23 protein-coding genes, 2 tRNA genes and 7 pseudogenes are annotated in these 26,558 nt (G+C 62.7%); 15 read left to right on the top strand and 17 right to left on the bottom strand.

Annotated elements, in window-relative coordinates; genetic code table 11:
* Positions 1-20 precede the first annotated feature (20 nt).
* The 3 pseudogenes from KRR38_RS37580 to KRR38_RS38070 all read left to right on the top strand — a co-directional run.
* Positions 21-1,307: pseudogene (locus tag KRR38_RS37580) on the top strand (methylase); the annotation flags it as partial.
* Positions 1,214-1,918: pseudogene (locus KRR38_RS38075) on the top strand (strawberry notch-like NTP hydrolase domain-containing protein); the annotation flags it as partial. The pseudogenes KRR38_RS37580 and KRR38_RS38075, both read left to right, overlap by 94 nt.
* Positions 1,919-2,149: 231 nt before the next feature.
* Positions 2,150-3,014 (top strand): annotated as a pseudogene (locus tag KRR38_RS38070) (strawberry notch C-terminal domain-containing protein); the annotation flags it as partial.
* A gap of 98 nt (positions 3,015-3,112) precedes the next feature.
* On the opposite strand, the gene KRR38_RS33210 reads toward KRR38_RS38070, so the two are convergent.
* Positions 3,113-4,212 (bottom strand): IS3 family transposase gene (locus KRR38_RS33210; protein WP_375293498.1). Its coding sequence is split into 2 segments (ribosomal slippage): positions 3,113-3,951 and positions 3,951-4,212, totalling 1,101 coding nucleotides; the frame shifts between segments, so codons are not numbered across the junction.
* Positions 4,213-4,292: 80 nt separating this feature from the next.
* Between KRR38_RS33210 and KRR38_RS33205 the strand changes: the two are divergent.
* Positions 4,293-4,880: pseudogene (locus KRR38_RS33205) on the top strand (IS3 family transposase); the annotation flags it as partial.
* A 55-nt stretch (positions 4,881-4,935) separates the two neighbouring features.
* Here the strand turns inward: KRR38_RS33205 and KRR38_RS33200 are convergent.
* Positions 4,936-6,055 (bottom strand): annotated as a pseudogene (locus tag KRR38_RS33200) (IS3 family transposase).
* Between KRR38_RS33200 and KRR38_RS36770 the strand changes: the two are divergent.
* A pseudogene (locus KRR38_RS36770) lies at positions 6,054-6,799 on the top strand (IS5 family transposase). The pseudogenes KRR38_RS33200 and KRR38_RS36770 sit on opposite strands and share 2 nt — an antisense overlap.
* Before the next feature lie 421 nt (positions 6,800-7,220).
* On the top strand, positions 7,221-7,535 hold the full coding sequence (locus tag KRR38_RS33185; protein ID WP_217408050.1) for a hypothetical protein: 315 nt from the start codon (positions 7,221-7,223) through the stop codon (positions 7,533-7,535).
* Between the two features lie 715 nt (positions 7,536-8,250).
* On the opposite strand, the gene KRR38_RS33180 is transcribed toward KRR38_RS33185, so the two are convergent.
* From KRR38_RS33180 to KRR38_RS33145, 8 genes are all read right to left on the bottom strand, one after another.
* The gene (locus KRR38_RS33180) at positions 8,251-8,946 is read right to left on the bottom strand and encodes a hypothetical protein (RefSeq protein WP_217408049.1); all 696 of its coding nucleotides are present in this window, start codon (positions 8,944-8,946) and stop codon (positions 8,251-8,253) included.
* A gap of 604 nt (positions 8,947-9,550) precedes the next feature.
* Positions 9,551-9,823: a DUF4242 domain-containing protein gene (locus KRR38_RS33175; protein ID WP_217408048.1), complete on the bottom strand. Its 273-nt coding sequence runs from the start codon at positions 9,821-9,823 to the stop codon at positions 9,551-9,553.
* Between the two features lie 33 nt (positions 9,824-9,856).
* On the bottom strand, positions 9,857-10,438 hold the full coding sequence (locus KRR38_RS33170; protein ID WP_217408047.1) for a hypothetical protein: 582 nt from the start codon (positions 10,436-10,438) through the stop codon (positions 9,857-9,859).
* A gap of 566 nt (positions 10,439-11,004) precedes the next feature.
* Positions 11,005-11,208: a hypothetical protein gene (locus KRR38_RS33165; protein ID WP_217408046.1), complete on the bottom strand. Its 204-nt coding sequence runs from the start codon at positions 11,206-11,208 to the stop codon at positions 11,005-11,007.
* Positions 11,209-11,433: 225 nt separating this feature from the next.
* Positions 11,434-11,967: a hypothetical protein gene (locus KRR38_RS33160; RefSeq protein ID WP_217408045.1), complete on the bottom strand. Its 534-nt coding sequence runs from the start codon at positions 11,965-11,967 to the stop codon at positions 11,434-11,436.
* Between the two features lie 121 nt (positions 11,968-12,088).
* A complete protein-coding gene (locus KRR38_RS33155; protein ID WP_309141242.1) occupies positions 12,089-13,078 on the bottom strand; it encodes a YncE family protein in 990 nt (329 codons plus the stop codon).
* A 457-nt stretch (positions 13,079-13,535) separates the two neighbouring features.
* On the bottom strand, positions 13,536-13,850 hold the full coding sequence (locus tag KRR38_RS33150) for a YcxB family protein (RefSeq protein WP_217408044.1): 315 nt from the start codon (positions 13,848-13,850) through the stop codon (positions 13,536-13,538).
* Between the two features lie 10 nt (positions 13,851-13,860).
* Positions 13,861-14,124, bottom strand: coding sequence for a hypothetical protein (locus KRR38_RS33145; RefSeq protein WP_217408043.1), 264 nt, complete (start codon positions 14,122-14,124; stop codon positions 13,861-13,863).
* Positions 14,125-14,372: 248 nt separating this feature from the next.
* Here KRR38_RS33145 and KRR38_RS33140 point away from each other — a divergent pair, with 248 nt between their 5' ends.
* Positions 14,373-14,693, top strand: coding sequence for a hypothetical protein (locus KRR38_RS33140; RefSeq protein WP_217408042.1), 321 nt, complete (start codon positions 14,373-14,375; stop codon positions 14,691-14,693).
* 9 nt (positions 14,694-14,702) lie between these two features.
* Here the strand turns inward: KRR38_RS33140 and KRR38_RS33135 are convergent, their stop codons facing one another.
* Complete coding sequence (locus tag KRR38_RS33135) at positions 14,703-15,248, bottom strand: GNAT family N-acetyltransferase (RefSeq protein WP_217408041.1); 546 nt, start codon at positions 15,246-15,248, stop codon at positions 14,703-14,705.
* 294 nt (positions 15,249-15,542) lie between these two features.
* Between KRR38_RS33135 and KRR38_RS33130 the strand changes: the two genes are divergently transcribed.
* From KRR38_RS33130 to KRR38_RS33120, 3 genes are all read left to right on the top strand, one after another.
* Positions 15,543-16,568 carry a methyl-accepting chemotaxis protein gene (locus KRR38_RS33130; protein WP_217408040.1) on the top strand — a complete coding sequence of 342 codons (1,026 nt, stop codon included), beginning with the start codon at positions 15,543-15,545 and terminating at the stop codon, positions 16,566-16,568.
* An 80-nt stretch (positions 16,569-16,648) separates the two neighbouring features.
* Positions 16,649-17,272, top strand: coding sequence for a response regulator transcription factor (locus KRR38_RS33125; RefSeq protein ID WP_217408039.1), 624 nt, complete (start codon positions 16,649-16,651; stop codon positions 17,270-17,272).
* A gap of 964 nt (positions 17,273-18,236) precedes the next feature.
* Positions 18,237-18,428, top strand: a complete 192-nt coding sequence (locus KRR38_RS33120) for a hypothetical protein (RefSeq protein WP_217408038.1) — start codon at positions 18,237-18,239, stop codon at positions 18,426-18,428.
* Between the two features lie 28 nt (positions 18,429-18,456).
* On the opposite strand, the gene KRR38_RS33115 is transcribed toward KRR38_RS33120, so the two are convergent.
* The 6 genes and pseudogenes from KRR38_RS33115 to KRR38_RS33090 form a co-directional block, all read right to left on the bottom strand.
* The gene (locus tag KRR38_RS33115; protein WP_217408037.1) at positions 18,457-19,089 is read right to left on the bottom strand and encodes an HAD hydrolase-like protein; all 633 of its coding nucleotides are present in this window, start codon (positions 19,087-19,089) and stop codon (positions 18,457-18,459) included.
* A gap of 94 nt (positions 19,090-19,183) precedes the next feature.
* A tRNA-Ile gene (locus KRR38_RS33110) sits at positions 19,184-19,259 on the bottom strand.
* A 3-nt stretch (positions 19,260-19,262) separates the two neighbouring features.
* Positions 19,263-19,347 (bottom strand) — tRNA-Leu (locus tag KRR38_RS33105).
* A gap of 80 nt (positions 19,348-19,427) precedes the next feature.
* Complete coding sequence (locus KRR38_RS33100) at positions 19,428-19,631, bottom strand: hypothetical protein (RefSeq protein ID WP_217408036.1); 204 nt, start codon at positions 19,629-19,631, stop codon at positions 19,428-19,430.
* A 146-nt stretch (positions 19,632-19,777) separates the two neighbouring features.
* Positions 19,778-20,809, bottom strand: coding sequence for an oxidoreductase (locus KRR38_RS33095; RefSeq protein WP_217408035.1), 1,032 nt, complete (start codon positions 20,807-20,809; stop codon positions 19,778-19,780).
* A 48-nt stretch (positions 20,810-20,857) separates the two neighbouring features.
* Positions 20,858-21,633 (bottom strand): annotated as a pseudogene (locus KRR38_RS33090) (IS5 family transposase).
* 91 nt (positions 21,634-21,724) lie between these two features.
* Between KRR38_RS33090 and KRR38_RS33085 the strand changes: the two are divergent.
* The 5 genes from KRR38_RS33085 (at position 21,725) to KRR38_RS33065 (ending at position 26,515) form a co-directional block, all read left to right on the top strand.
* Entirely contained in the window at positions 21,725-23,830 is a 2,106-nt protein-coding gene (locus KRR38_RS33085) for a ParB/RepB/Spo0J family partition protein (RefSeq protein WP_217408034.1), read from the top strand.
* A gap of 149 nt (positions 23,831-23,979) precedes the next feature.
* Complete coding sequence (locus KRR38_RS33080) at positions 23,980-24,891, top strand: ArdC family protein (protein WP_217408033.1); 912 nt, start codon at positions 23,980-23,982, stop codon at positions 24,889-24,891.
* A gap of 8 nt (positions 24,892-24,899) precedes the next feature.
* Entirely contained in the window at positions 24,900-25,328 is a 429-nt protein-coding gene (locus KRR38_RS33075; protein WP_217408032.1) for a hypothetical protein, read from the top strand.
* 22 nt (positions 25,329-25,350) lie between these two features.
* Positions 25,351-25,728, top strand: coding sequence for a hypothetical protein (locus KRR38_RS33070; protein WP_217408031.1), 378 nt, complete (start codon positions 25,351-25,353; stop codon positions 25,726-25,728).
* A 91-nt stretch (positions 25,729-25,819) separates the two neighbouring features.
* Complete coding sequence (locus KRR38_RS33065) at positions 25,820-26,515, top strand: hypothetical protein (RefSeq protein WP_217408030.1); 696 nt, start codon at positions 25,820-25,822, stop codon at positions 26,513-26,515.
* Positions 26,516-26,558 lie beyond the last annotated feature (43 nt).

The raw sequence follows: 26,558 nt of genomic DNA, 5'->3' as shown, positions 1-26,558 counted from the left end.
GTCGAAAGAAGGGAACCCCAATGCCCAGCCAAACGCTCGATGCGCAACAGGTCGCAGCGCACCTCTCGTCCGCGGCCGCCGCTATCTCCCACTCCCTGCTCACTTCTGTGGCACTCATAACTCGGGCCGCAGTGAACGACGCTATGAGTGAAGCCTTCCAAGCGACATCGCGAGAAGGCGTGTGGACACAGCGCGACAGCTTCCAGATGTGCGAAATCGCCTTGGTCATGGCGCTGTCCTCAACCGAGATCCCGCTGGACGCGATCGCCGCCGTCGCCCAGCTGGAGACACTGGAAGCGAGGCTTCCCACCCAAACGGTGCGAAGCGAAGACCAGGTCGCGCTCCAGCACTTCTCTACCCCTGCTGGACTCGCATGGATGGTTGGGCGGCTCGCGGCAATCACACCGGTCGATCATGTCCTGGAACCCAGTGCGGGAATCGGCATGCTGGCCCAGTGGGCGAGGGGGGCAACCTCGCTCCAGCTCAATGAACTCGACCCCGTCCGGAAGGCAGTACTTGGGCGGCTTTTTGCTCAATCGGTGGTGACCGATCACGACGCGGCCAAGATCGGCAGCATCATCACCCACAGACCGACGGTCATTCTCATGAACCCGCCGTTCTCCAGAAACGCTTCAGGCCACGCCGATGGAAGCGTCGCTGCGCGGCACTTCGCCGCGGGACTTTCAGTTCTTGCTCCTGGCGGCCGACTTGTCGCAGTGATGCCCGACAGTTTCTCGGCGACCGGACCCCACTCCGAAAGCTACAAGCGCGCCATCGCCGGCGCGACTGTCCGGCTTGATTGCCGATTGTCGGGGGCTTTCACAAAACAGGGGACGTCGGTCCTGGTCCGGGTGCTCGTTGCCGACAAGGGTTTGTCCGGCGGTCATGCGCCAGCGATTACACTCGGCTCCGCTTCCGAGCTCCTCTCGCAAATACCGGGACTGCCAAAGCGTCTTCAGCTTGCCGACGTGCGGGAGGAGAGGCCGGGAAGGCCAAAAGCCAATGATGGCCGTCTCTTTCGCAGGTTTGCATCCGGCCCCAGCGCCGCGCCGCGCCCTTCCGCGATGGAAGGGTCAGGCGAAACACGCCCTGTGGCTTTCGAGATTATCGAAGCAGCGGGCGAGGAGGGGAAGCAGATCGGCATATATGTCGCTTACCGCTCGCAGCGCTTGCGATTTCCTGGCGGGGCTGATCATCCGTCACCGGTGCTGGAATCCGCGGCGATGGCGTCAGTGGCCTTGCCCGTTCCTTCCTACAGGCCGATCTTGCCTGCCAGCGTCATCGACAACCAGGTGCTCAGTGCGGCGCAGCTCGAAACAGTGGTCCACGCGCTCGACGCGACATCGCAGGACCTGCCTGGCAGATACAAGGTCCGCGAGAAGGGCATCGATCTCGCCGCGACTGGCAGGCCCTGGGCGGCACGGCGCTCGATATTCGCCCGCTCTCCAAGCTCAAGCCGACGTCGCGGATCGAGGGTGGCGACGGGATTGTCTTCCTGTCCTATGCCACTCTTCGCAGTGGGACTGGCGATCGCACACGGCTGCAGCAGCTTCTCGAATGGCTCGGCCTCGACTTCGATGGTCTCATCCTGTTCGATGAAGCACACGCGATGGGGGGCGTCGCCGGCGGAGAAGGGCGCTACGGCGCCATCAGCGGCTCGCAGCAAGGTATCGCCGGCGTTGAACCACAAAACCGTCTGCCACGGGCGCGGGTGGTCTACGCGTCGGCTACCGGTGCTTCGGACATCAACAATCTTGCTTACGCCGGGCGGCTCGGACTTTGGGGCGAGGGGACCGCCTTTCCCGACCGGATCAGCTTCATCAGCCGAATCCGCGAGGGCGGCATCGCCGCCATGGAACTGGTCGCACGTGACCTCAAGGGGATGGGCGTCTATACCGCGCGGGCGCTTTCCTATGCCGGTGTCGAGTACGATATCCTCGAACATGCGCTGACGACCGAACAGATCCGCGATTTCGACGCTTATGCGGAAGCCTGGGCCATCATCCATCGCAACATGGAGGAAGCCCTTGGCCTCGCCGGCGTGATCGATCGTATCGACGGTAACACACTTAACGGGCAGGCGCTGTCCGCGGCGAGGTCCCGTTTCGAGAGCGCCAAGCAACGCTTCTTCGGCCAGCTGCTGCTCAGTCTGAAGCTGCCGACCTTGCTGCCGTCGATCGATGAAGCTCTGTCGGCCGACCAAAGCGTGGTTGTCCAGCTTGTTTCGACTGCCGAGGCGCTGCTCGACCGACGCCTGGCCGATCTTGGTGCCGAGGACCGCGCCGAGCTCAGCCTCGATTTGTCGCCGCGCGAGCTCGTGCTGGACTACCTCGACAATGCCTTCCCCACGCGCGCGATGGAGAGCTTCTTCGATGATGACGGCAACGAGCGCTCGCGCCCTCTGTTCGACGAAGCCGGTAACCCGGTTCACTGCGAGGAGGCGCTGCGCATCAAAGCCGATACAATCGAGCTGCTCGGCGCGTTGCCGCCGATCGTGCCGGCACTCGACGCCATCATCACGCGCTACGGTGTCGATGCCGTGGCCGAAGTCACCGGCCGCACCCGCCGCTTGATCGCTTTGCCTGACGGACGGCAAAAGCTTCAGCCGCGCTCAGCTTCGCAGAGCCTCGCCGATGCGAATGCCTTCATGGCTGGAACCAAGCGCGTGCTGGTTCTCCGATGCAGGGGGAACAGGGCGATCCTATCACGCCAGTCTCGACTGCTCGAACCAGCAGCGCCGGGTTCATTTCCTGCTCGAGCCGGGCTGGCGTGCGGACAGGGCGATACAGGGCCTCGGCCGAACCAACCGGACACACCAGGCGTCGGCGCCCATCTTCCGGCCGGTCACGACCGACTGCCGCGGAGAGCGCCGTTTCATCTCGACGATCGCCCGCCGTCTCGACAGCCTGGGTGCGCTCACCCGCGGCCAGCGCCAGACAGGCGGGCAGAACCTGTTCGATCCCGCCGACAACCTCGAAAGCGAATATGCGCGAGTAGCACTCGTGCGCTGGTACTGAGGGTCCCCCGGTTTCGCGTCCGGGTATTATGTGAGCTTCCGGCCCTCTGAGGGTCCCCCGGTTTCGCGTCCGGGTATTATGTGAGCTTCCGGCCCTCATCTGCCGGGGTTAACCCCGGCAGATGAGGCAAATTCGGCTGGCGTAAGCCAGCCCAGGGAGGTGTGAGGACGGCACTCGTTATAGTCCCGTCGCCACGCGTCGATCTTGCTCCTCGCGTCGGCGAGAGACAAGAACCAATGGGTGTTCAGGCATTCGTCGCGGAACCGGCCATTGAACGATTCCACGAAGGCGTTGTCGGTCGGCTTGCCAGGCCGCGAGAAGTCCAGCGTAACCCCGTTCTCGTAGGCCCAGCGATCCAGCGCCTTCGAGATAAACTCGGGGCCATTGTCCACGCGTATAGCGCGCGGGGCACCGCGGATCGATGCGATCCGGTCCATCGCCTCGACCACCTGCTCGCCCTTGATGCCCTGGTCGACGTCGATCGCCAGGGCCTCCCGGGTGTAGGCATCGACAACCGTCAGAGCACGCAAGCGCCGACCATCGAACAAGGCGTCCGAGACGAAGTCCATCGACCACATCTCGTTAGGGGCCAGCGCCGACGGCTGCCTCTCCCGCCGAGCCGCGCTGACGTGTCGGCGCGGCCGTTTGAGCCGCAAACTCAAGCCGTCTTCCCGGTACAGCCGGTAGACCCTCTTGTGGTTCACCACCCATCCTTCACGGCGAAGCAGGATGTAGATCCTGAAGTAGCCGTATCGCATCCGGGTCTGCGCGATGTCCCGGATGCGCATGATCAGAGGTGTCTGATCGGCTCGGATGGACCGGTATCGCACACTTCGCCGATCAAACGTCAGCACGGCGCAACTGCGTCGCTCGCTGACCGCATGGGCTGACTGCACATACCGGGCAATCTCGCGCTGCCGAGCAGGCCTCAGACTTTTTTTGACAGCACGTCCTGAAGGATATGCTTGTCCAGGCTGAGATCTGCCACCAGCTGCTTGAGCTTCCGGTTCTCGTCCTCGAGCTGCTTCAGCCGGCGCAACTCGCCCACGCCAAGCCCGCCATACAGCTTCTTCCAGCGATAAAACGTCTGCTCCGAAATCCCCATCCGGCGCAGCACTTCAGCCACCGGGGTTCCCGTCTCCGCCTGCTTCAGCGCGTAGGCGATCTGCTCTTCGGTATAGCGACTCTTCTTCACGGTATGCTCCTTCAGCACGAGGATCACATTACCGGAAAACTCTCATTCAAACCGGAGGAAGAAAGCGGGGGGACGTCAACCGTGTTATCGGCGCCGATCGGAAGAGCATGCGCTATCGGTCGCAGCGGGATGATGATGCCGAGCTTCGGTCGAAGCTGCGCGAGCTGGCTCAGCAGCGCCGCCGTTTCGGCTATCGCCGGCTGCACATCCTGCTGCGTCGGGAGGGCGTGGTGATCAATCACAAGAAGACCCAGCGGCTCTACCGCGAGGAGAAGCTGGCGGTCCGACGAAGACGCAACTGCCGCCGCGCTATCGGTGCGCGTGCTCCCGCGCCGGTGCTGGCGCTGCCCAACCAGCGCTGGAGCCTCGACTTTGTGCACGATCAGATGGCGTCGGGACGCCGGTTTCGGGTGCTCAACATCGTCGATGATGTGACCCGGGAGTGCCTCCGCGCGGTGCCGGACACCTCGATCTCGGGGCGCAGGGTCGTGCGCGAGCTCACCGATCTGATCGCCGAGCGCGGCAAGCCAGGGATGATCGTCAGCGACAACGGCACCGAGCTGACCTCGAACGCAGTGCTGGCCTGGTGCGGGGAGATCGGCGTCGAGTGGCATTACATCGCGCCGGGCAAGCCCATGCAGAACGGCTACGTTGAGAGCTTCAACGGTTGAGCTGCTCCCCGATCCTGGACCGCCTGGCTGGGGGCTATCCAGCGTTCCGACGTCAGGGCGGGCCATGTGCCACTGACGCGGATAGCAGCGATATCGGCGGTTTGTTGCCGATCGCGCTGTGCGGTCGTACTTCGTTGTAGTCTCGACGCCAAGCCTCGCATTTTCGCACCGCGTCATCCAGGCTCATGAACCAGTGGGCGTTCAAGCACTCCGCCCGGAACTTGCCGTTGAAGCTTTCGATAAACGCATTGTCGGTCGGCTTGCCAGGCCGCGAGAAGTCGAGCGTCACTCCCTTCATGTAGGCCCACAGATCGAGCTCGCGGGAGATGAACTCGCTGCCTTGGTCGACCCTGATCGAGGCCGGGTAGCCAACTTTCGCGCAGACCCGCTCGAGCACCTCGATCACGTCCGGTGCCCGGAACCGGAACCGGGGTTCGACCGCCGGCGAGAACCGGCTGAACGTGTCGACCACCGTCAGGATGCGCAGCTTCGGTCCGGTCGCTAGCTGGTCATGGACGAAGTCCATGGCCCAGACATCATTGACGCGGGAGGCCGCGCAGCGGCCTTCCCTCAGCTTTGCCTTCACTCGTCGGCGAGGCGCTTTCTTGCGCAATTGCAGGCCCAACTCCTTGTAAAGCCGGCAGACTCGCTTGCCGTTGATCTCCCACCCCTTGCGCCGGAGCAGGACGGGAACACGGCGATACCCGTAACGCACACGCGTCTCCGCGATCTCCCGGATGCGCTTCTTGAGGTCGGCCTGATCGGTGCGGCAACCGCGGTAGTGGTAGCTCGATCGTTCTGCCCGAAGCACGGCGCAGGCCCGCCGGATGCTGACCTGCCACGTGCCGCGAACATCATCGACCAGCTGCCGCCGCCGATCAGGCCTCAAAGATTTAGCTGCGCTGGCCTGCGGCTCGCGAGACGACATCCTGCAGCATGGCTTTGTCCAGGCTGAGGTCCGCCACCAGCCGCTTGAGCTTGGCGTTCTCCTCCTCGAGCTGGCGCAGCCGCTTCATCTCCGACGGCATCAGCCCGGCGTATTTCTTACGCCAATTATAGTAGGTCGCTTCGCTGATCCCAGCCTTGCGGCACACTTCGCCGACAGACGTGCCATCCTCGGCCTGCTTGAGCACGAAGGCGATCTGCGCCTCCGAAAACTTCGTCCTCTTCATCGCTCACTCCGTATCCTGGCCCTCCAATCATAACTGGAATTTTCCAGCTCCAAACGGTCCAGGATCCGGGAGGCAGGTCAATCGCAGGGTGATCTCGGGCATCCTGCACGTGCTCAAGGTCGGGTGCCGCTGGTGCGACTGCCCGGCCGAGTATGGGCCGTCAACGACGGTTTACAACCGCTTCAACCGATGGTCGCGGCGGGGCTTCTGACTCAAGCTTCTCGACGCGCTGGTCGATGCCGGGGTGGTCGCGCGAAGCACCGCGATCGACAGCACCTACATCAAAGCCCAGCGCGCGGCTTTCGGGGAAAAAGGGGGCGCACGACGCAAGCGATCGGCCGTTCGCGCGGCGGCTGGACGACCAAGGTCCACGTGCTCACCGACGTCATCGGCCGTTCTTATGCGCTGATGCTGACGCCCGGGAACGTCAGCGACGTGAAGGCCGCCCCCGCGCTGCTCGAGCGCGCCGGGCGGATGCGCTACCTGCTGGGCGACAAAGGGTACGATGCCGACCGGCTGCGCCGCTCGCTGCGCGAGGGCGGCATCACACCCGTCATCCCAGGCCGCCGCAACCGCAAGCGCGCCATCCGCTACGACCAGCAACGCTATCGCGGCCGCCACTTAATCGAGAACGCCTTCTGCCGATTGAAGGACTTCCGCCGCGTCGCAACCCGCTACGACAAGCTCGCTGCCAACTTCCTTTCAGGCGTAGCGCTCGCCACCGCCGTAGCGTTCTGGCTCTGAACGAGTCTGAGCCCTAGCAGAGGGCGGCTTTTAGGCGATGAGAAATCGAGCTGGAATGTCCGGGAAGTCGGCGGTTGTCCGCGGTATCGTATTACAAAGTCGGTGATGCGGCGAAGCAACAGTCGCAACATTTTGAGATTGCATGGGAACGGTTCGTAACCAGCGCCCCTTAGTGGATGGTGAGCCGCCCCAGTGCGCCCGGCTCCAAGGGGTATTCAAATATGAGACGCAAAGCCATGTACGGCGGTGTGGCAGTCGGCCTTGCGGGAGCGGCTCTGCTCGCCGCGGCAACAATGACTGCCGACTACTGCAGCAAATGGAACCCCTTGAGTTGCCATGGCCCCGACCCATCTTTGTTGAAGTACACACGCTAGTTTGCAGGCTGACGACTACTGGCGCGTGAAGGCCGGGAGTAAGCCAGATGATCGTTCGCGTCTTCGTGCCGCGCAGCCTCGACTCCAGCGATGGCTCCCTCTTCAGTGGCAGTGATCACAATTTTCCCGTCCTTCCGAAAGTCGGCGACGTCCTTTGCTTCACGGATGGAAGCCAAGGCGGTGATTACACGGTCTCCAAGGCCGGCTTTATCCGGGACGGTGAGGCTTTCATTGCCGCGGTCTGGCTTGAAGGTCCTGCGACCGAGCCGGCCGAACCAGCCCAAAAGACCGTTGATCGCGATCGCGGCGAGTATCGCGATCTCAATTACGATGTGCCGCCAGAAAGCATGACTGGGTATTGAAGGGCCCAAAACCGCTTAGTTCTGCAAATCCTCTAGATTGGTAGGTCAGCGGCAAAAGTGCCCCCGCGCGGACGCGGGGGCAAGTCGAGGGTCAAAATTGTATCGATTGGCCAGTGTCGCCGCACTGACAACGGGATGCCTCCTCAAACTTGCGACCCGAGAGCCCATCGCGGTCATAACGACACGACCATTCAGGAACCGCAGTCGTTGAGAAAATTCAATGTGGCCGGGTGTTTAGGAAGCTAGCGCCTCAATCGGTCCCGCCGAGTCCTTTCCAGTTCAACCGGCAGTAGCCTCCGGGAAAGCGACTCGGTACCCCGACGTCCGCAAGGCCAGAAGCGCTTGTCCTTTCCGACTGCGGACTCTGCTTTGCCATGGCGTCTAGGATATGTCGGCGCCCTGAGGCCGACTGTCACTTTCGACAACCTCATCCTTTTGACCCCCGCCACGGCGGGGGTTTTTCTTTGCCCGCCCCTGGCGCGCTGATGCAACCGCCACGGCACTGAACCGGTTCTCGAACAACGGCTGCATGGATCCCAGTCCCCACCAGAGAGGCATCGGTCGACGCCAGGAGACGGATGCCTCTCGTGCGCTGATATCTGCTTGCACGGATTTGAGACTGGCCTTGCGTTCAAACAAGCGCGGCGATCAGGGCGTACCTTCGCCTGATTGGCGGGACCGGAAACGAATGCTCGCAACCGGTCCCGCCTCTAGGTCAGTGGCGCTGAGCCGAAGCGGCAACATCGCTGGTTTGCATAGCGCTGACCAGGACATTGCCTGAACCTTCGAAGTTCGCTGCGGGCAGTGTCACCGGACCACGTGCGGTGTTCACCACGAGCGTGCGCACGGCGCCGGCACGATCGGTTGCGACCGATCGGACGCGGCCGACGGTCTGGCCGGCGCGATCACGCACCATCATGCCGCGCGAAACCGCGAAATGCCCTGCCCTGGAAGCAGCCGCGCTCCCCCGAGCCGCGAGCATCGAAGCATGACCCGTCGCGCTCTGAGCAGCGCCGGTCGTCGTCTGTCGGACATTGCCCACGCTATCCCGAACGGCGTCTGTTCCGACAAGCTGGGCGTTCGCGCTACCCCCAATGTTCTGGCTCACCGATCCGGCGCCATGCCCGGTCGTGTTCGCGACCGTGCCAGTGGCCGAAGTCGAGTTGCTGCCGGTCGCCGATCCGGTTGCGCTCGCCGAGCCCCGGCGGTGATCGACCGAGGCACTTCCGCGCGTTGCCGCGTCGGTCGAGCTGCTGACCGATCCCGTCGTACGGCCGATGTCCGTTCCAAGCGTGCCGCCAACGGTACTTCCTGCACCGCCGACCACGCCGCCAGCGCCGCCGAGGATTTGCGCCGATGCCGGAACCGCGAGGGCCAGTGTAGCCGCGCTCGCGAGGATAATGGTCTTCATGGTGTTCTCCCATATTCTTCAGCGGCTGATTGTCGTGCGTGGGAAGAACGAGCGAGAAGCGGAAAAGCATCCAATTAATTTCGAAAGTCTTGTCCCCTATCCAGAATTGAGATCACGAAGCTTTCAGCTTGCTAGGATTTACCTCCCGCACTTCCCGATCAGAAGCAGGTGCCGCTCAATTTCACGAGTGAAACCGGCGAACGATCGATTGGTCGCTCGCCGGTCCTGACGATCAACACTTCTTGAAACGGCCCTTTGCATCGCGGCAAGGTGCCTTGCGGGTCGTTGTAGCTGCCGCGGCGTGAGTTGTAGCCGTGGCATGCGGCGCCGGGTGCGCGGCGGCGGCCGCATGGCTGGCAGCCGGTGCCTGCGCGGCCGCAGGCGCCCCGGCGCACTTGATGAAGTGGCCCTTTGAATCACGGCAAGCGGCAGCATTGGCCGCAGCGGGCGCCGCCATCATGGCGATGACGGATATAGCTATAGCGAGCTTTTTCATGGGTGTACCCTGCTCGCCCTGTGTTCCCCCACGAGGGGATGGGCCCGGCTGCATTTGAAGGCAATTGGTCGGAAGAAATTGTCACCGATGCCTCTCATTCAATTTCGGCTACTCGGCAGTCGTGGGATCGATGACCGCGCGTACCTGCGCAATTGAGTTGGCTGGAAATCCCGCGTCCCGTGCATGCTTCTCGATCAATTCGGCGCTTGGTGCGCGATAAATGCAATAGATCTTGTCATCGGTTACGTAGCTATGAACCCATTGGATTTCGGGCCCGAGATCGCGCAGCACCGAGCAGGATTTTTCAGATGCGCCCTTGAGTTCCTGGTCCCCAAGCCCGCCAACACCTGGCATATCTCGTTCAATCACGAACTGCGGCATGATCGGCACTCCCAAAGATCTTGCGATGCTGTTTCAACTCACCGGAATCATGAGGTGGGCATACGGCGTGCCCGCCCACATCACATAGGGCGCGTGGGTATCGGGCTTGGGCCCCGACGGGTAATTCGCGAGCGCTTTGGCCGATCCGACTACCATCAGGTGGGGGCCGGTCTTTATCCAATCACCGCCCGCGGTTGGCGCCTTCGCGTAGGGATCGGTATTGCTGGCATCGGTGCCGCCGGCGAGCATGTACATGACCCCTGGGGCATCGGTCGGAGGAGGCTTGTGGCCTACCCATGCCTCGGCCCATTTCATTGCGTTGGCGTCCATGCACATCGGATCCGGTCCCGGGGTTGCCGGGCTATCGGGCATGCAGGTAAAGCCATTGCTCCCCGCACGCAGGGTCTTCATCGTGCCGTCGTCATTGGCGACGACAATGGCCGCCTTCTCGGCAACGGCCGAGGGCGCGGCCGACATGGCGCTCTTGATCGGATCGGCATGATCAATGGCTGCACTCGAGGGCGCAGTAGCGGGGTCACTCTTGTTTCCCGGCGAACATGACGCGGTCACAAGTGCAGCGGCCAAACCGAGGAAGTTTTTGGCGAATGCTGACATGAGGCACTCTCCCATAATCTTTGCGACCTGCGGACAATATCACAGCTGCGCGCCTGTTCGTACGTCCGAGTGACCTTCGTCGCGTCTGGTTGGCAATTCTCAATGAGCGTTGGCAGCACGAACGATGCAAAGGGTTGACGCGGTTGGCTCGACGAGTGCAATCGTCAGCGCGCGAGTACTGGCCAACAAAATAATTCTGATCCCGGCACTCAGCGCCACGTCTTCACCTAGCTGGGTTTCGTTGCCCAATTGCACGCTCGTACGGCCAGTATCGGGCCTCGACTACGGCTCCTTTCGGACCGCAATCACTCCTCCCGCCTTGAGCGCCAGCCTGCTGAGCCCTCCCCCTTGCGAGGCTCTACGGAGTGTCGTGATGATCCACGGAACTCATAACTGACAATCGGGTAAGCTCGAATGAGCGGATCGCATGATATTCGTCGCTGTCCGGCACTTTAGCGACAAGCGCGAAAATGACGCTGCCGCGCGTGCAGCGGCCTTGGTTTCTCCATCTGCTGAGCTTGATTAGTAATGCGCCCCGCGCATTGATGCCCAGACGTTGTCGAGATTTAATAATTCTGGCAGGTCTTCACAAATTCATGATCAAGCTGACCAAGTTCAGCAAGCGTCCTTTGATGTAACTTGATGAAGGTTTGGAAGGTTTCATCCTCCGGGCGGAGCCCATCGTGGATCGCGGCGATGACCGCGTCACGTGCGAGCGCTTCCCGCCGCCGAAGCTCTACCCCTCGATTCTCATATTCCTGCGACGTCATGCCCCCTCCATCCTTGTGGCCAGGATCATGTACAACGCTTACAGGATTAATTTGGCTCCACGAGCATCGAATATGGATGTTATTTTTTGTGCGACCAGTTATTATGGATAATTGTTAGCTAACAGCGGCAATTTAGACATGTGTACAAATTCTCTCGATAAAGACAGTGCGTCCGGATGTTGTTGAAAACTTGTAACATTCGATTCCGCTAAAACTCGGGTTGAGTTACTGCCGGATAAAGACTTGCGAGAGGTCGTCGCCCCAATCGCCGCCATTCTGCGCCATCTTCCCTTTGCTTGTCATTCGCTGGCCGTTCGGATCGGCAGTGATCGTCAATCGCTGCATGAAATTGGGATCGTCATGATGCCACTGCACGGCCCTCTCGCTCGCGCGGACCCCGCACAGGCGAGAAATCCCTCGTTCGTCGAACCAGCACATCGTGATTACGCCGAGAGCATTGTCGCTCGCGAAGATTGCCATACCATCGGGAAAGTCTTTGTGATCGGTCTCCGAATGCATGATGAGGAAAGCACCGTTTTCAGTCCACGCGAAACTCGTTCTTCCGGGTAGTTCTACACCTGGCGCGGCCGGATGCGTGCCGATTGTCGCCCAATTTCCAATCAAGAACTCAAGCGGCAGCAGTGCTGGGTTCGGCCGGCACGCCTTGGCCCCGATAACCAGATCCACCATCGGCCTGTCTCCAAATAAGGTTGCGAGCTGGCGCAATCCATAGCTCAATTTCCAGTCGTGCGGGATCATCGTCGCCGATCACATCGAGCATCACCTGGAGGAACTGATTGGACTTCTACCTGGCACGATGCAGATCTCGCCAAGCTTGGCGAAAGGGCAACCTGCCTATGACGGAGCATGGAATAACGCTCTACGGGCGCAATACTATTAGCGCGGCGGCCATGTTCCCGGTCGCGCGAGCAGCTACGAATAGACGATTGAGTTCGGGGACGAAGAGGCCGGTGCGAGCACCCTGGCGGGTCGAGGTAGCGGGAAGCCGCTCGTATCCGGTGGCTCCTTTCTGGAAGGTATCGACCAAACCCGATCCACAGACCACGTAGATTCTTGCGCGGAGGGCATCGAAGGCTACATCATCGGCGTCGCCGCAGGTTGGAAGGTCCTGGCGAACGCTCCCGGTCTCCTGATCCAGGAGCACCAATCGGGAAGGCCAACGATAGGCGATCGCGATCGTGCGAGATGCTGGATCGAGGGCGAGCGGGAAGTTCATTGCGTGGCCCGCAGGCAAACGCTTGGTCACTGCTGCGGCCCTGCGGTCCGCGAAGAAGACCGAATGGGCATTGGGAGGGTTCACGAAGAGACCTGGGCCATCGGGATCCAGGCTGAAACCCTCCGGGTGCGCTGGTAGGCCGATAGTCGATATAACCGCCTGGCGCGCAGGATCGATGAAGGAAATTGCGCCTGACCCGAAGCCCACCGCGATCAGCCCCGAGTTCTGGTCGATACGCACATTGTCGGCATCGTCGCCAAGCCGGATGACGCCGGTTGGCGCGAGCGTTTCGCCGCTGAAAAAGCGCAGCGTGCCGTCACCGCCGCTGGCGACTGCCACCAAATCGCGATCCGGGAAATAGCCTATGCCCTGCGGATCCTTCAGGCCCGAGATGCGGCGCGATCGGCCGGTGTCGATGTCGACTGCGTCAACGCTGCCGTTTCCGAGTTCTGCCACGAAGATACGGCGATGGCGAAGGTCGATGGCAAGGTGATCGATCCTGCCGGCTACATGATCGAGAGGAATTGTCCTCGCGATCGTCAGCGGTGCAGCGCCCGCCGGCGTCTCGGCCTCGCCACATCCAGGAAGGGTAATCGATAATGCTAAGGCGAGAAGTCGGAAGGACTGGTTCACGGAAGTTTCCACGTCGGCAGACTTTAGCGAGTGAAGGCACCATCAGGATTTCGACGCGTAAATACCTTCTGCGACGTCAGGCTCTATCGCAAAGCTAGCCAGTTTTCGCCAGGCGCGTTCTGCGGCAAGCAGATTGCCCCTACGCCGAAGCAGTTCAGCCCCTTGCGCCGCCACGGCGTAACGCGAGGCCTGCTCGAGGTAGAATTCTTGCTGGGACATATTCCGCTCTCACTCATCAATCCCGCCAAAGGCGGTCGCAGGCTTGTAGCAACGCGGTTCCACCGCTGAGCATGAAGTCATCGAGTCCATCATCTTCTATGTCAAAGGGCTTACGGGGAGCCAGTTGCCCTTGACTGGCTGAGGGTAGGGCGGTTTTTGCGATGGTCGGAATGAGCGAGATGTCGGCGGCATCAATCCATACGGCAAATCGCTGGCCCCATCGTTCGTCCTGCCCCGCTCAGCCAAACGCGGTAGCGATTGCCTCAGCGCTGCGTTTTTGCGCTTCGGCCGTCAGGTGCCCGGCGACTTCGGCCAAAAACGACCGCTCCTGGTCGGCGGAGGCGAATGCTCGCTTTGGCAGGATGAAACTCATCGGCCCGGTTATCAGCAACCAGTGGTGCGGAGCGGAAGCAATTTCCAAGAATGCAGTCCAATCGATAGCGTGACGCATGCCCCCGCCCGATATGGCGAGCCCACCATCCATCAATTCGAATGAGATCTCGTCTTCTCGGCGATGCCCCAACTCGATCAGCCTATCGATGTAGCGCTTCACATATTTTCGGTTAGCTTGCTGCGAACCCAGCCATAGCGCCCACCACCTCTATTGCGGGGAGCAGGATGCCAAGAACGGAAGGCGGGGCAGTCCGACCGCTCAGCGCCAGCGCGAATGGGAGCACGACCGCTATAAAGCTTCCCGCAACGACACCGGCGAATGTCCCGACAACCAGGTAAATCATCAGGAAGCCGTATCGGCCAGCGACCCTGGCGTTGATGAGCGGCGCAACTGCGACGCCCTCGTCAATCGACATGATTGTTTTGACCAGCATGACTTTGGCCCCAAGTGCTGCCCGGCGAGAGTAAATTTGCACGCTAACTGCTTTGGCCGCAATGATGCCAGGCGATTACGCTTCTCCGCTAAGCGGATGCCGCAGTTCGGACATCGAAATCAGAAATTGAGCGTGGGTCATCGGATGAACATCGCACTACGCATGCATTCAGCCTGAGGCGATGTCCTTCGTCCTATCGTCGGTCTCATGAGGCTGGCCGAGACGGCCGCCCGCCCATGGAGGGGACGATGAAGAAACTACCCATCGCAGCCGCGCTGGCAGCAGCTACAGTGATTGCGGCTTTGCCCGGCGCAGCGGCAGCCCAAAGCCGGTTCAGTATCACTATCGGCAACGGCTACCCCGGCTACTATGACGCCTACGGCAGATATTACGATCCCTATGACGGCTACAACGATCCCTATTATCATCGTGACGCCCGCCGCGCCTGGATAGAACGCCAGCGCTGGGAAGAACGTCGGCGTTGGGAACAGCGCAGATATTGGGAGCAGCATCGCAGGTGGGAAGACCGCCGCTGGCACCGACATCATGATGACGATGACGACGATTGAGGCGGTGCGCTAGCCCGCCTTCTGGCCAAGCGCTTCATTGTCTTCGAGATCGATCGAAGCACTGAGCTCGATGACGTAGGTCTTGGCAAGAGAGTTCGCTTCAAGGCGCGAGTGTAATTCACTGGTGGTGACGAAGCCGACCTTCTCCAGGACTCGGGCGGACGATCTGGCGCCGGGAATGTGGCTCGCGATCACGCGGCGATGTCCGAGTGTGCGAGCAAAGCTCAGCACCGCACGGATGGCCTCAGCTGCATAACCCCGGCCATGGTGCGCCCGCGTAATCCAATAGCCGAGCCCAATTTCGTCGCCATCAGGTCCGAGGCCGATGCCGCCGATGAGCTCTCCGCCGTTGATCTTGGGCAGAGTGATGAAGAAATGCGGCAAGGAAGGCTCGCTCGGCCGATCGATGAAACGCTGCACGTCTTCCGCCGTGAATGGCGAGGGAAGGCCCACGGCGCCAGGAGTAATCGCCCCGCCGCTTATCAGCGCGAGCATCTCGTGGCGGTCTTCCGGCCAGCATGGCCGCAGAAACATGCGAGAGGTTCGAATGAACATGCCGGCAGCTCTCCCGTCCATCGACCGATCGTGACGCCGGTCAGTGCATTCGAATATAGGCGGCATTCGGCAACCTGGCCAGATATTCCCGGCCTTTCGCCGCATTTGGCCTGACCGTGAACTGCAGGCCCGCGGCCTGCCGCCCTCGCACATTAAGTTTTCCCACTATTCCCATGAATTAGATGTGCTTAACGAGGCGGTAAGTAATTTTCCCGATAAACATCTATATCGGCAGGGAATGCCGGCGTCGGGAGAGGATGTTCTGAACGGAAGTATTTCTGGACGGGACATCGCATGCGCAATGACATTCTGAGCTTGGCCCTCGATCTTTCCAAACATACCGCCGAAAAGATCAGCTCGATCGACATGATCATGGTCAAGACGCAGATGCTGTCGATGAACGCCCGGCTCGAGGCCGCCCGGGCAGGCGAAGTCGGCAAGAGCTTTGCGGTCGTCGCACAGGAAATGACCGAAGTGACCAAGGAGGTCAGCGCACTTTCTGCGGGGCTTCGCAGCGCGATCAACGACAACACCGGCCGGATCGAAGCCGCCGGACGGCAGATGCTGCTCGATGCGAGCGGCAACCGTTTCGCCGACATGGCCCACAACGCCGTCGAGATCATCGACCGCAACCTCTACGAACGCTCCTGCGACGTGCGCTGGTGGGCGACCGACGGCGCTGTGGTTGCGGCTGCACAGGATGCCTCGGCTGAAGCCCTCGCCTATGCCACCCAAAGGCTGGCGACCATTTTGCGGTCCTACACGGTCTACCTCGATCTCTGGATCGCCGACGCCAATGGCAGGATCATCGCAAATGGCCGCCCCGACCGCTACGCGACCGTCGTCGGACGCAATGCCTCTTCGGCCGAATGGTTTCGCCGCGGCATGACGACGAGGAGCGGCGATGATTTCGTCGTCTGCGACATCATGCGAAACGACGCCCTGGGAAACGCCGAGGTGGCAACCTATGCCACGGCGATCCGGGCAGGCGGATCTGAGCATGGCAGGCCGCTGGGCGTGCTCGGCATATTCTTCGATTGGGAGCCTCAGGCCGCCGCCATCGTCAATGGCGTGCCGCTCGGCGCCGACGAGCAGAAGACGACGCGCGTGATGCTGCTCAATGCGAAGAACCGTATCATCGCCTCCTCGACCGGCTTTGCCGAAGGCGAAGTCTACCCGCTCCAGGCCAGCGGCAAGCGCGGCTACTACCAGACTGGTCCCAAACTGATCTCCTATGCGCTGACACCGGGCTACGAAACCTATGAAGGCCTGGGCTGGTTCGGCTGCATCGAGACGCAGGCCGCCACCAGCGGACATTGACCCCGCTTTCGATCGCCACCGAACATCTTCGCTTCCGAGCCGGCCCACATCGCCGTCTCGCCTGAACGATTGACGCCCTCATGCATGACCTTGCTTTCGTGATCGACAGTGATGTGCGGCGCCGCGCATCGATCTGCTATTTTCTCAACAACGAAGGAATCTTCGCCGAGCCGTTCGAGACGATCGAGGAATTCCTTCGATCCTGGCCGCGATCTGGCGTTGTCCTCATCCACGACGATGAAAGGGCGGTCGCCTCACTCATGGAGCAAGTGTGCAGTCGGCATGGCTGGCTACCCATCGTTGCCTATTCGGAAGGCCCCGCCCCGCCGAGAGTCGTCGAGGCCGTGCTGGACGGCGCGATCGGCTACGCGGCCTGGCCGGGTTGCGGCAGCACATTGATCGCAGCTCTTCGAACGTCGCTTGCCCGGACTGGACCTGCAATCGCGAGCGGATCGCGCCAAAGGTTGGCCATGGCAGAGATCGACAAGCTGTCCGTCCGCGAGCGCGAAGTCCTGGCCGGCATGGTCGAAGGACTCAGCAATCGCCTGATTGGCGAACACCTGGGCATCAGTCCGCGGACCGTGGAACTGCACCGGGCGAACCTTCTGGCCAAGCTTGGCGCGAAGCATAGCACCGATGCGATACGCTTGGCGATTAAGGCCTCGCTGGCGCCATTTCGCGCTGGTGCCCTCGAGATTGCCTGATCGTCGAGAACGGTCGACGGCAGGCTTGTGGTTTGGCGCTACAGCTTGATCTGGCGCTAATCAGGCCGACTGCTGCCCTTCGTCCTGGCGCTTCTGGGATTTTTCGGCTCGGTATCATGCTCAGCGGGCATGGGGTTTTGGTCTGCTTCCTTCTTGTCGCTCATCGCCTGTCTCCTTGGCGATGGAAGCGCTCCGACGTCAGCTTGGTTCCGACCGATAAGGCATCGGCGGCCTGCGGAAACGCCATCACGGCGGACGGGGCAGGTGCGATGGTCAGCGTTGTCTGAATTTCAGTCGCGTGACGATGGGAAGCGCCTGCGCGCCTTACCAAATCTCGGCCAACAGCTGCCCAACAACGGATCCTCGGTGACCCGAGGTTTCAGGCGGCGCGGACCCATTCTGACCTTTGCTCGGTAGTATCTTCACGGCCGTGTCAGCACGCGGCGCCCTCGTATCGTCCGCGGAGGGAGGAGGATCCAGCGTCCACAACGCGGCGCTCCGGAGATGTCGGGAATTCATCCATATCTCCCATGTTACGTGTATCATTACGTGGTCGAGGCCGAGTCGATAGACTCAAGGTCCGAGGCCGCGCTCTACGTACAAAAATATACGAGCCCTATCAAGCCGCGGCATTAAGGTTAATGAGTGCGGCGAGCATTACTGAACTAGTATCCGTTTTTTCGAATTTGAATCGACGACTAACGGATATAACGCGCCTCCAGCCAATCTTTTCTCGTTCGAGAAATGAAAAGAAGAACTCTCACCGAGGTTTAACTTGTTCGGCGCTCTAAAGGTGCCATAATCACATTTCGACTCATCGACCCGGGGGCATCCGACGATGGCAGTTCACCCAAGAAAACGCCGTAGACGAGAGACAATCTCGTTTACTGCAGAGTGCACGGGGGCACTCGGCTGGGTTCTGACTGCCGCGACGCTTTTCTTTGTCTTGCTCGGATTCATGAAGGTGAGCACGGTCATTTGGTTTCTTGCCGGGGCGCTGCTTGCTTCGTTCGTCTCAAGGACGTTTGATGACGACCGCGTCGCCACGATGGGCAGCGGTGCGCTCGTAGACGGGCGAGACGAGGCGATCGCGAGCGATTTGGTTCAGACCGCCACTGGCGAAGTGGCTGCGTCACACGCGAAGATCTCGCGCTGATCGCGAAAGACCGAATTGCCAGACGGTCCTATTCGCTGCTCGTCATGGCGAGCGCGGAGAGATTTTCGGGGCAATCAAACATGTGATCTGGCTGAGCCAGGGCGAGCGCTTCTCGGGTGGCGTAGCCCCAGGCGGCCGCCCCGGCTGCCACGCCCGCCGATCGCGCCGCGGCGATGTCGCGCAACTCGTCCCCGACGTAGATGCTGTTGCTGAATGCGATCCCGCTGCGCCCGACTAGGCGTCTGATCAACCGGGCCTTGCCGAACAGCGCCGCGCCGCATGCGTAAGCGCTGATAGAAGCAGCGTGTTGGCCGAGCACGGCGCGAACCGTCACTTCGCTGTTCGAGCTGACCACCGCCAACCGGGATCGGCTGGATGCCAGCGCCGAAAGTACCTCGGGTATCCCGGCAAATAGCGGAATTCGCGGCGCATCTGCTTCGGCCAAACGGCGCAGATCCCTTGCAATAGCCGGCACGCGCCAGGCCGGAATACGCAGCGCAGCCATCACTTCACGCGCGTGGCATCCGCGCAGCGCTTCGATCTCATCGGGGGCAGGAGCCCGGAAACGGTGCCGATCAGCGAGATCGGGCAGGACCTGCAGAAGCCAGTCGGCGCTGTCGGCAAGCGTGCCATCGAAATCGAACACGATCAGATCGTACATTGGCGGAATGGTCTTCGTCCGATTGGTGCGAGGCCGCTCGCCTACTTGCCGATAGCATTCAGGCCATGGGCCACGCGAGGCGAATTCGGAAAGTTGGTGGGCCCGGCAGGATTCGAACCCGCGACCTAGCCGTTATGAGCGGCCAGCTCTAACCGCTGAGCTACAGGCCCACCTGGTGCGGACGGCGGGACTCGAACCCGCACGGGGCTTGCCCAGGGGATTTTAAGTCCCCGGCGTCTACCATTTCGCCACGTCCGCGCCGGACGCGCGCACTGGCAGAGAGGGACGGGCGGCGCAAGTCGGCGAACGGCGCGCGCCCGATAGGCCCGAAGACGAGTTCAATCCACCGGCGATGGATCGAAGCAGCAAAAACCGTGCTCTGCTATGAGAGCCTTGGCCTCCTGCTCGTCTTTCTCCGCGCCATCGAGAACGGCGACCTTGAGGAAGGTCCAGGGGCCGAGATCCTCCGGCAGGCTCGCGCCCGCCTCGTCGCCGCTAAGTGCCCAGAGACCGTTCGCGCCGACGAAACACCAGACCTGCATGTGTTGAACTCCGCACTTGGCGGGGCTCCTTAGAGGATGTGATCGCATCAGGACAGCCTGACGGCGAGTTTCTCATTCTACCGAACATGCCCCATGACCATTCCGACAGCGGCCCGTGCTCGTAATGGGTCATGGGGAAGGGGAGGTCACAGCCGGACGGTGCAGCCCTTGGCGGCGCTCTCGAGACCGGCCTGAAGCACATCCATCACGCTCAGGGCCTCATTTACCGGCACCGGATTAGGTTCATTCCATTGAACTGCACGTGCCAAGCCCTGCCAGAATAGGCCGTAGTTGCCCCGTTCGTTGGCGATGGGAAGCTCTCGATTACCAGCTTGAGAAAACATGCCCAACACCGGGTCGCAACCCAAATTGGTGTCCCCAGGAAGCGCTCCCGCCACTATCGCGCCTTCCTGCGTGTCGAGACCGTGCTTGATCCAGCTGCCACCGGTGCCGTGGACAGCGAACCGCAGGCGGTGGTCGGCCGCAAGCTTGCTCGAGTGCAGCACCGCCCTCAAGCCGGGGTAGTGAAGCCCGGCATGAAACCAGTCGGGTGCCGGCGCGCCCTCGCGCATCGCGCAAATATCGGCCGTCACGGCTTCGGGCCTACCGAACAGGCAAAGCGCCTGGTCGACAAGATGCGGGCCCAGGTCGAGCCATGACCCGCCCTCGCGCGCTTCTTTCCAAACCGCCGCGGGCTCCGGCCGCCAGCGGTCGAAGTGGCTTTCGAAGTGAACGATGCGCCCGAGCCGGCCTTCGCCGATCAGGCGCTTCAGGGTGAGGAAGTCGGCGTCCCAGCGCCGGTTATGAAATACCGTCACCATCTTGCCCGCGAGATCCGCCGTCTCGGCGATTAGTCGGGCATCGGCGAGGGTGGTCGCGAACGGCTTGTCGACCACGACATGTTTGCCGGCGCGCAACGCCGCGATCGCATGCTCGGCATGGAGTGCGTCCGGGCTCGATACGACGACGAGATCGATTCCGTCCTGGGCCAGGAGTTCGTCTACGGATGGAACGACGGTCATGTCCGGCAACTCGCCGAGCACCTTCACCGGATCGCGGGACACTACCGCGCGCAGCGCCAAGCCGTCTGTGGCCTGGATAAACGGCGCGTGAAACACGCGGCCGCCGAGGCCATAACCGACCAATCCAACTCCGATTTGTTTTGAAGCGTGCGCCATGCGGGCGCGCTAGCACATTGCTCGGCCTCTTAGAGTCCGTTTGGAAAATCACGGATGAGCGTTTCGGCGTAGGAGGTTCCCGCCCATGGCGACGAGGATCATGGCCTGGGAGACATCGATCCTTTTCTCGTAGTCGCGGACCAGTCGCCGCCATCGGATTAATCCAGCCGAAGGTGCGCTCGACGACCCAGCGCCGCGGCAAGACCTTAAAGCCCTGCTGGTTGTCACAGCGACGGACGACCTCGACGACGAAGTCGAGATAGCTGGCCTTGTCCATGAGCTTGAGCCGATCATAGGCGCCGTCGGCGAAGAGGTGCTTCACCCAGGGCCAGCGCTTGCGGATGCCATCGAGGATCGTTTGGGCGCCGGCGCTGTCGGAGATGTCGGCGGGCGTCAGGTTCACCATCAGCAAGCGCCCGTCAGTATCGACCGCGATATGCCGCTTGCGTCCCGCGATCTTCTTGGCGGCGTCAAACCCGCGCTTTTCTGCCGATGGCGCCTTAACCGACTGACTGTCGATGACGGCCGCGCTCGGGCTCTGCTCCCGGCCTTGACGTTCGCGATCGAGCATCAGCTCGACGTCATGGATCGTCTGGAACAGGAAGCGCCGCGCCAGCTCGCGGAACCAGCCATAGACCGTCTGCCAGGCACCGAAGTGGATCGGCAGCATGCGCCAGCCACAACCTGAGCGGACCAGATAGCGCACCGCGTTTAATCACCTCGCGGAAATCCACCTCGCGGGGCCGCCCGCGCCGTCCCGGCCTGGGCATCAGCGGGGCGATCCGCTCCCATTCCTCCAGCGTCCCTGCCGGGCCGCGCGCCAGGAGAGGGAAGGGGGGCGGGGCGGGGGTGAGACCCCCCTGAGCGATAAAGTGCTCCTGATCCGGGTCTCACGCTCACCGGAGGACTCCGCTCATGGAAAACATCACCGTTCCCTTCTCCTCGCTCGTGCTGTCAGACCTCAACGTCCGTAAGACCAATAGCGATCTTGCCCTCGATGCGCTGGCTGCCAGCATTCTCGAGCACGGCCTGATCCAGCCCCTCGTCGTGACCGCAATCAAGGCCCGCCGATCGACTTCTTATGCTGTCCATGCGGGCGGCCGCCGCTGCCGCGCGATTGCGCAGCTGATCGAGAGCGGCAAGCTGCCGCAGGATCACGGCGTCGACGTGCGCGTCTTCGCCAACCGTGCCGCCGCCGCCCGAGAAATCAGCCTCGCCGAGAACCTGATCCGCGAGTCCATGTCGCCTGCGGACGAATGCCGCGCGTTCAAGGATATCATCGACACCGACGGCGCTGATGCCGAGGATATCGCCCGCCGCTTTGGCCTCACCGTCCGCCACGTTCAGGGCCGACTGCGCCTTGCCGATCTCGCCGAGCCGATCTTCGCGGCGCTCTCCGCCGGCGACATCACCCTCGACATCGCGATGGCTTACGGCGCGACCGCGGACCGCGATCGTCAGCTTGCGGCCTGGGAGCGCCTGTCGGCGGGCTGGCAGGCGCAGAACGCGCAGACCATCCGCCGCGCGGTTGCCGAGACCGCGATTGCCTCGACGCACCCGGTCGCGCTGTTCCTCGGCGAGGACGAGTACCGCGCTGGCGGAGGGCGCATCGAGAGCGACCTCTTCGCAGCCAGCGGTGAGGGCATGTGGCTCGACGGCGAAATCGCCACCGACCTCGCTACCAAGAAGCTCGCCTACGAGGCAGAAATCGCCGCGCTTGGCGGTCGCTACGGCTGGGTCACGCCGGTGCTCGCCGCGCACCTGCCTTACGAGCTGACCAAGGACCTGCACCCCTTCTATCCCTCGCGCGTCGATGCGGCGCCCGAAGTACAGGCCCGTCTCGACGAAATCGAAGTCCGCATCGATGAGCTCAATGATCTCGCTGAAACCAGCGCGGACGAGGACGAAGCCCAGAGGGCCGAGGCCGAACTCGAAGTGCTTTCGGCCGAGTACGACAAGCTCGGCGAGACCTGCCTGGTCATCCGCGACGAGGACAAACCCAATGTTGGCGTCTTCCTCGTTCTCGAGAAAGACGGCACGCCCGCGCTGCACCACCAGCTCTATACGACGGTGAAGCCGGGCCGCGCCAGCACATCGGGGCAGGCCGGCGGCGGTTCGGCTGGCTCGGCCGGCGCTGCAAAGGCGGACGGCTTCAGCCGCAGCCTCGAGGAAAACCTCGCCAAGGAGCGGCGCGACGTTCTCGCGCTCCATGTCGCGACCGATCCCGCAATGGCGCTCGATCTCGTCATCTTCCGGCTGGCGATCGATTGCACGGGCTTCTTCACGGCCAATGATACCGGGCTCTCGATCAAGATCGGCGACCGGTTCGAGCCGGCGGGGCTCGTCGGGGTCCCGCCGAGCCAGGCGATCGTCGATCTCGATGCCGTCCGCTCCGCGCTGCCGCACGAATGGAGCCAGGCCGACGACCTTTTCGCTGCCTTCCTCGAGTTTCGGGGGCTGGACGAAGAAGCCAAGGCGAGCTGGCTCGCTTACGCGGTCAGCCAGAGCCTGAAAGCGAGTCTCGATGTGGGCTGGCGCGGCAACGCGTTCCTGTCGGGCCTCGGTGCCATGATGGAGATCGATGTCGCCGCGCACTGGCGGCCGGGCGCGGAAAACTACTTCGACCGCCTTAAGAAGGGCCAGATCCTGACCGCGCTGGGGCAGATCGATCCCGAGCTGCCGGCGCGTTACGCGACCGCGAAAAAGGGCGAGCTCGCTTTGGCGGCAGCGAAGCTCTGCGCCGGCGACACGATCACCGATCCGGCGGTCAAGCAACGCGCGGCCGCCTGGCTTCCCGAGGCAATGCGCTTCACCGCCAAGGCGCCTGCCGAAGCGGATAGTGCGGCGCAGAGCGACGTTGACGGCGATGAGGGGCCCATCGCCTCGGGCGATTGCGATGCCGAGCTCATCGGCGATGGTGACGATGGACTCGAGCAGGCGGGCGCGCCCGGCGAGCCGGCCGCTGATGCTGAGCTCGAAGACGGCCATCTGTCCGAGGAAGTGATCGCCGAAGCGGCCTGACAGCGCCGCATGGGGTCGGGGGCCGATCGGTGAACTGCCGGCGGTCCCCGGCTTCCCCAACATCCAGGCCGCCAAGCGGCCCATCCCAAAAGCGTGAGCGGGAAAGGTGCGAGCGAGCACCGATGCTCGCCTAGAAGAGGAGACATTCCATGACGCGACGTCATGACATCTACGCCGCCGTCACCGCGCAGATTGCAGCAGCGATCGAGGCCGGCGCCGGCCAGTGGCGCATGCCCTGGCATCATTCGGGGGCGCCGGTCATGCGCCCGACCAGCGCCGCCGGGCGCCGCTACAGCGGCATCAACCGCCTGGTGCTTTGGGCCTCCGCCGAAGCCTGTGGCTACACCTCGGGCGTCTGGGCGACCTACAACCAGTGGAAGGATAGCGGCGCGCAGGTCCGCAAGGGCGCAGCCGGCACCCACGTCGTGCTCTGGAAGAAGATCGACCGCGTGGATGACTCCAGCGGATCCAGTGGCGGCGGTGATGATGGGAACGAACGCCGGGCGCGGTTCTATGCACGCAGCTTCGTCGTGTTCAACCGCGCGCAGGTCGATGGCGCCCCCGATGAGGCGGTTATCGAGGAGCGGCCGATGGAGGATCGGATCGCCGGCGCGCTCGGCTTCTTCGCGGGTCTCGGCATTCCCATCGAATACGGCCCCCACGACGCCTATTATCGTCCTGATCTCGACAAGATCTTCATGCCGGGGCGGCAGGCCTTCGAGAGCGACCTTGGCCTTGTCTCGACGCTCGCGCACGAGATCACCCATGCGACCGGTGCGGCGCACCGGCTCGACCGCGAAACCCTCCGCGATTACCACAAGGGGCTCGCTATCCGCGCGCGTGAGGAACTCGTCGCCGATATCGGCAGCGCCTTCCTCCTCGCGGATTTGGGCCTCGCGCACACGCCGCGGCCCGATCACGCGGCCTATGTCGCTTCCTGGCTGAGAGCGCTGCGCGATGATCCGCGGGCCATCTTCACCGCGGCCGCCAAAGCGCAGGCGGCGTCAGAATGGATGCATGCGCAGCAGCCCGCGGCTGCTCCGCTGCCTTTAGCGGCATGAGGCCCGCCATGCTCCGATCGGCCTATCATCCGCCGGGCGCCCAGGCGGGCGTCCGCGGCCTGCCGGCGCCCGCCGACCCACGCGATTGGCCGGCGGCCTATGCCGCCTTCGTCGACGACATCCACCGCGAGGTGCCGGTCCATCTGCCCTCGTTCGAGCGTCGGCATGCCTGGCGGGGGCGGAACCACCGCGTGCTCGCGCGCAATGTCCACGCCGATATCGGCATCTCGACCTGGCAAGGCGCCGCCTGGGTCTGGATCGCCGCACGGTCGGACCGGGAATTTCGCCGGCGTGCCGAGTGGATCGACGCGCGCGGCGAGGCCAGAATCTGGCTCCTCCAGATCGCGCCGCGCTTTGCGCGCCTCCTAACCACGCTCGGCTGCCAGCAGCCTCTCCCCGGCAGCGATGCCGCCAGCGATCAGCTCGCGGCCGCCTGACCATCTCATCCGGAGATATTCCATGACCTATCAACCGACCGCCGGCGCATGGCGGGCAAGCCCGCTGCGCCAGAGCGGCGCATCCTGGCCGTTCGGCTGGACCGGCGAGGTTACCGCGATCGATCCCGCCACACGCAGTCACCGCTATGTCGCGACCGTCCGGCAAAGCGGAAGCTGCCCCTTGGCCGAAGCGCAGACGAACCTGCGCGTCATGGCCGAGGCCGCGAACATGCTCGGCGTGCTGAGGGCCACCGCGCAGGTGCTCGACATGAGCAATCCCGACCACGACGCCTTTGTGGACAGCGGCGCCGATTGCCTCGACGCGCTTCTGCGCCAGGAACGCGCCATCCGGCAGATCCTCCACCGCATCGCCGGCTCGCCGCTCAGCGCGGCGGCCTAGGCCAGCATCATCACCGCGCGGTTCGGCCGGCTTCGCCGGTCGTCGCCGTCCACGCGCCCGTCCAACACTGACATTTCAAAAGGAGCCCATCATGGCCGACCATTTCACCACCGCCGCCTTCGTCCTCGAAGTCGATGCGCTCGAAGCCGAACTTCTCGATGAGGTCATCGAGATCGCCGAACAACTCGCGGAGGGTTTGGGCACTCCGACCGAGACGCAGGCGCTCTACGCCGGGGCCAGCTCGCAATTCCAGGCGCTGTTTCCTAACATCGATGCCGAAAATCCCTTCGCCGGCCTCCTCGCGCTCTTCGAAGATCCTTCGTTCCCGAGTCCGGACTCGCTCGTCTGGCATGTTCCGGTGGTCGGCAATCCGGGCAAGCGTAATGTCCATGTCGAGGGGGAGAACGTCGCCGTGTTCTCGGTGGCCCGGCTTTTGCAGAAGGTCTGTGTTTCGGCTCTGCCGTTTCGCTTCGGTTGGGCACACACGTCATTGCCGATGCGGGTCGACGCCTTCGGTGGCGGCTATCTCGAGGTGCGCAAAGACCGGATCGTGCATCTCTGGAGCCCCGGCGACAATCCCGACGCTGCGCGCCTGGTCATCGCGCTGAAGGACGAGCAGTGCGGCCTGCTGTTTTGGAATACTAAGACTGGCTTCGGCTCGTTGAAGGAAGCCAGCGTGTTCACGCACGACGAGGCTGACAGCTACCGCCTGCCATCCACCGATGGGACGAGGCCTGGTTGGCTGGAACTACCGTGCACCCGCGAATTCGTGCCGGCGGCGGCATAGGCCGCCGCACACCAGCGCAAAGGGGAGTGGGCTTGGAACGAGC

It is taken from the genome of Novosphingobium sp. G106 (genome assembly GCF_019075875.1).
In the GTDB taxonomy this organism is placed as follows: Bacteria; Pseudomonadota; Alphaproteobacteria; order Sphingomonadales; family Sphingomonadaceae; genus Novosphingobium.
The sequence above is the reverse complement of the archived record's forward strand: the minus strand, read 5'-3'. Positions and strand labels throughout refer to the sequence as shown.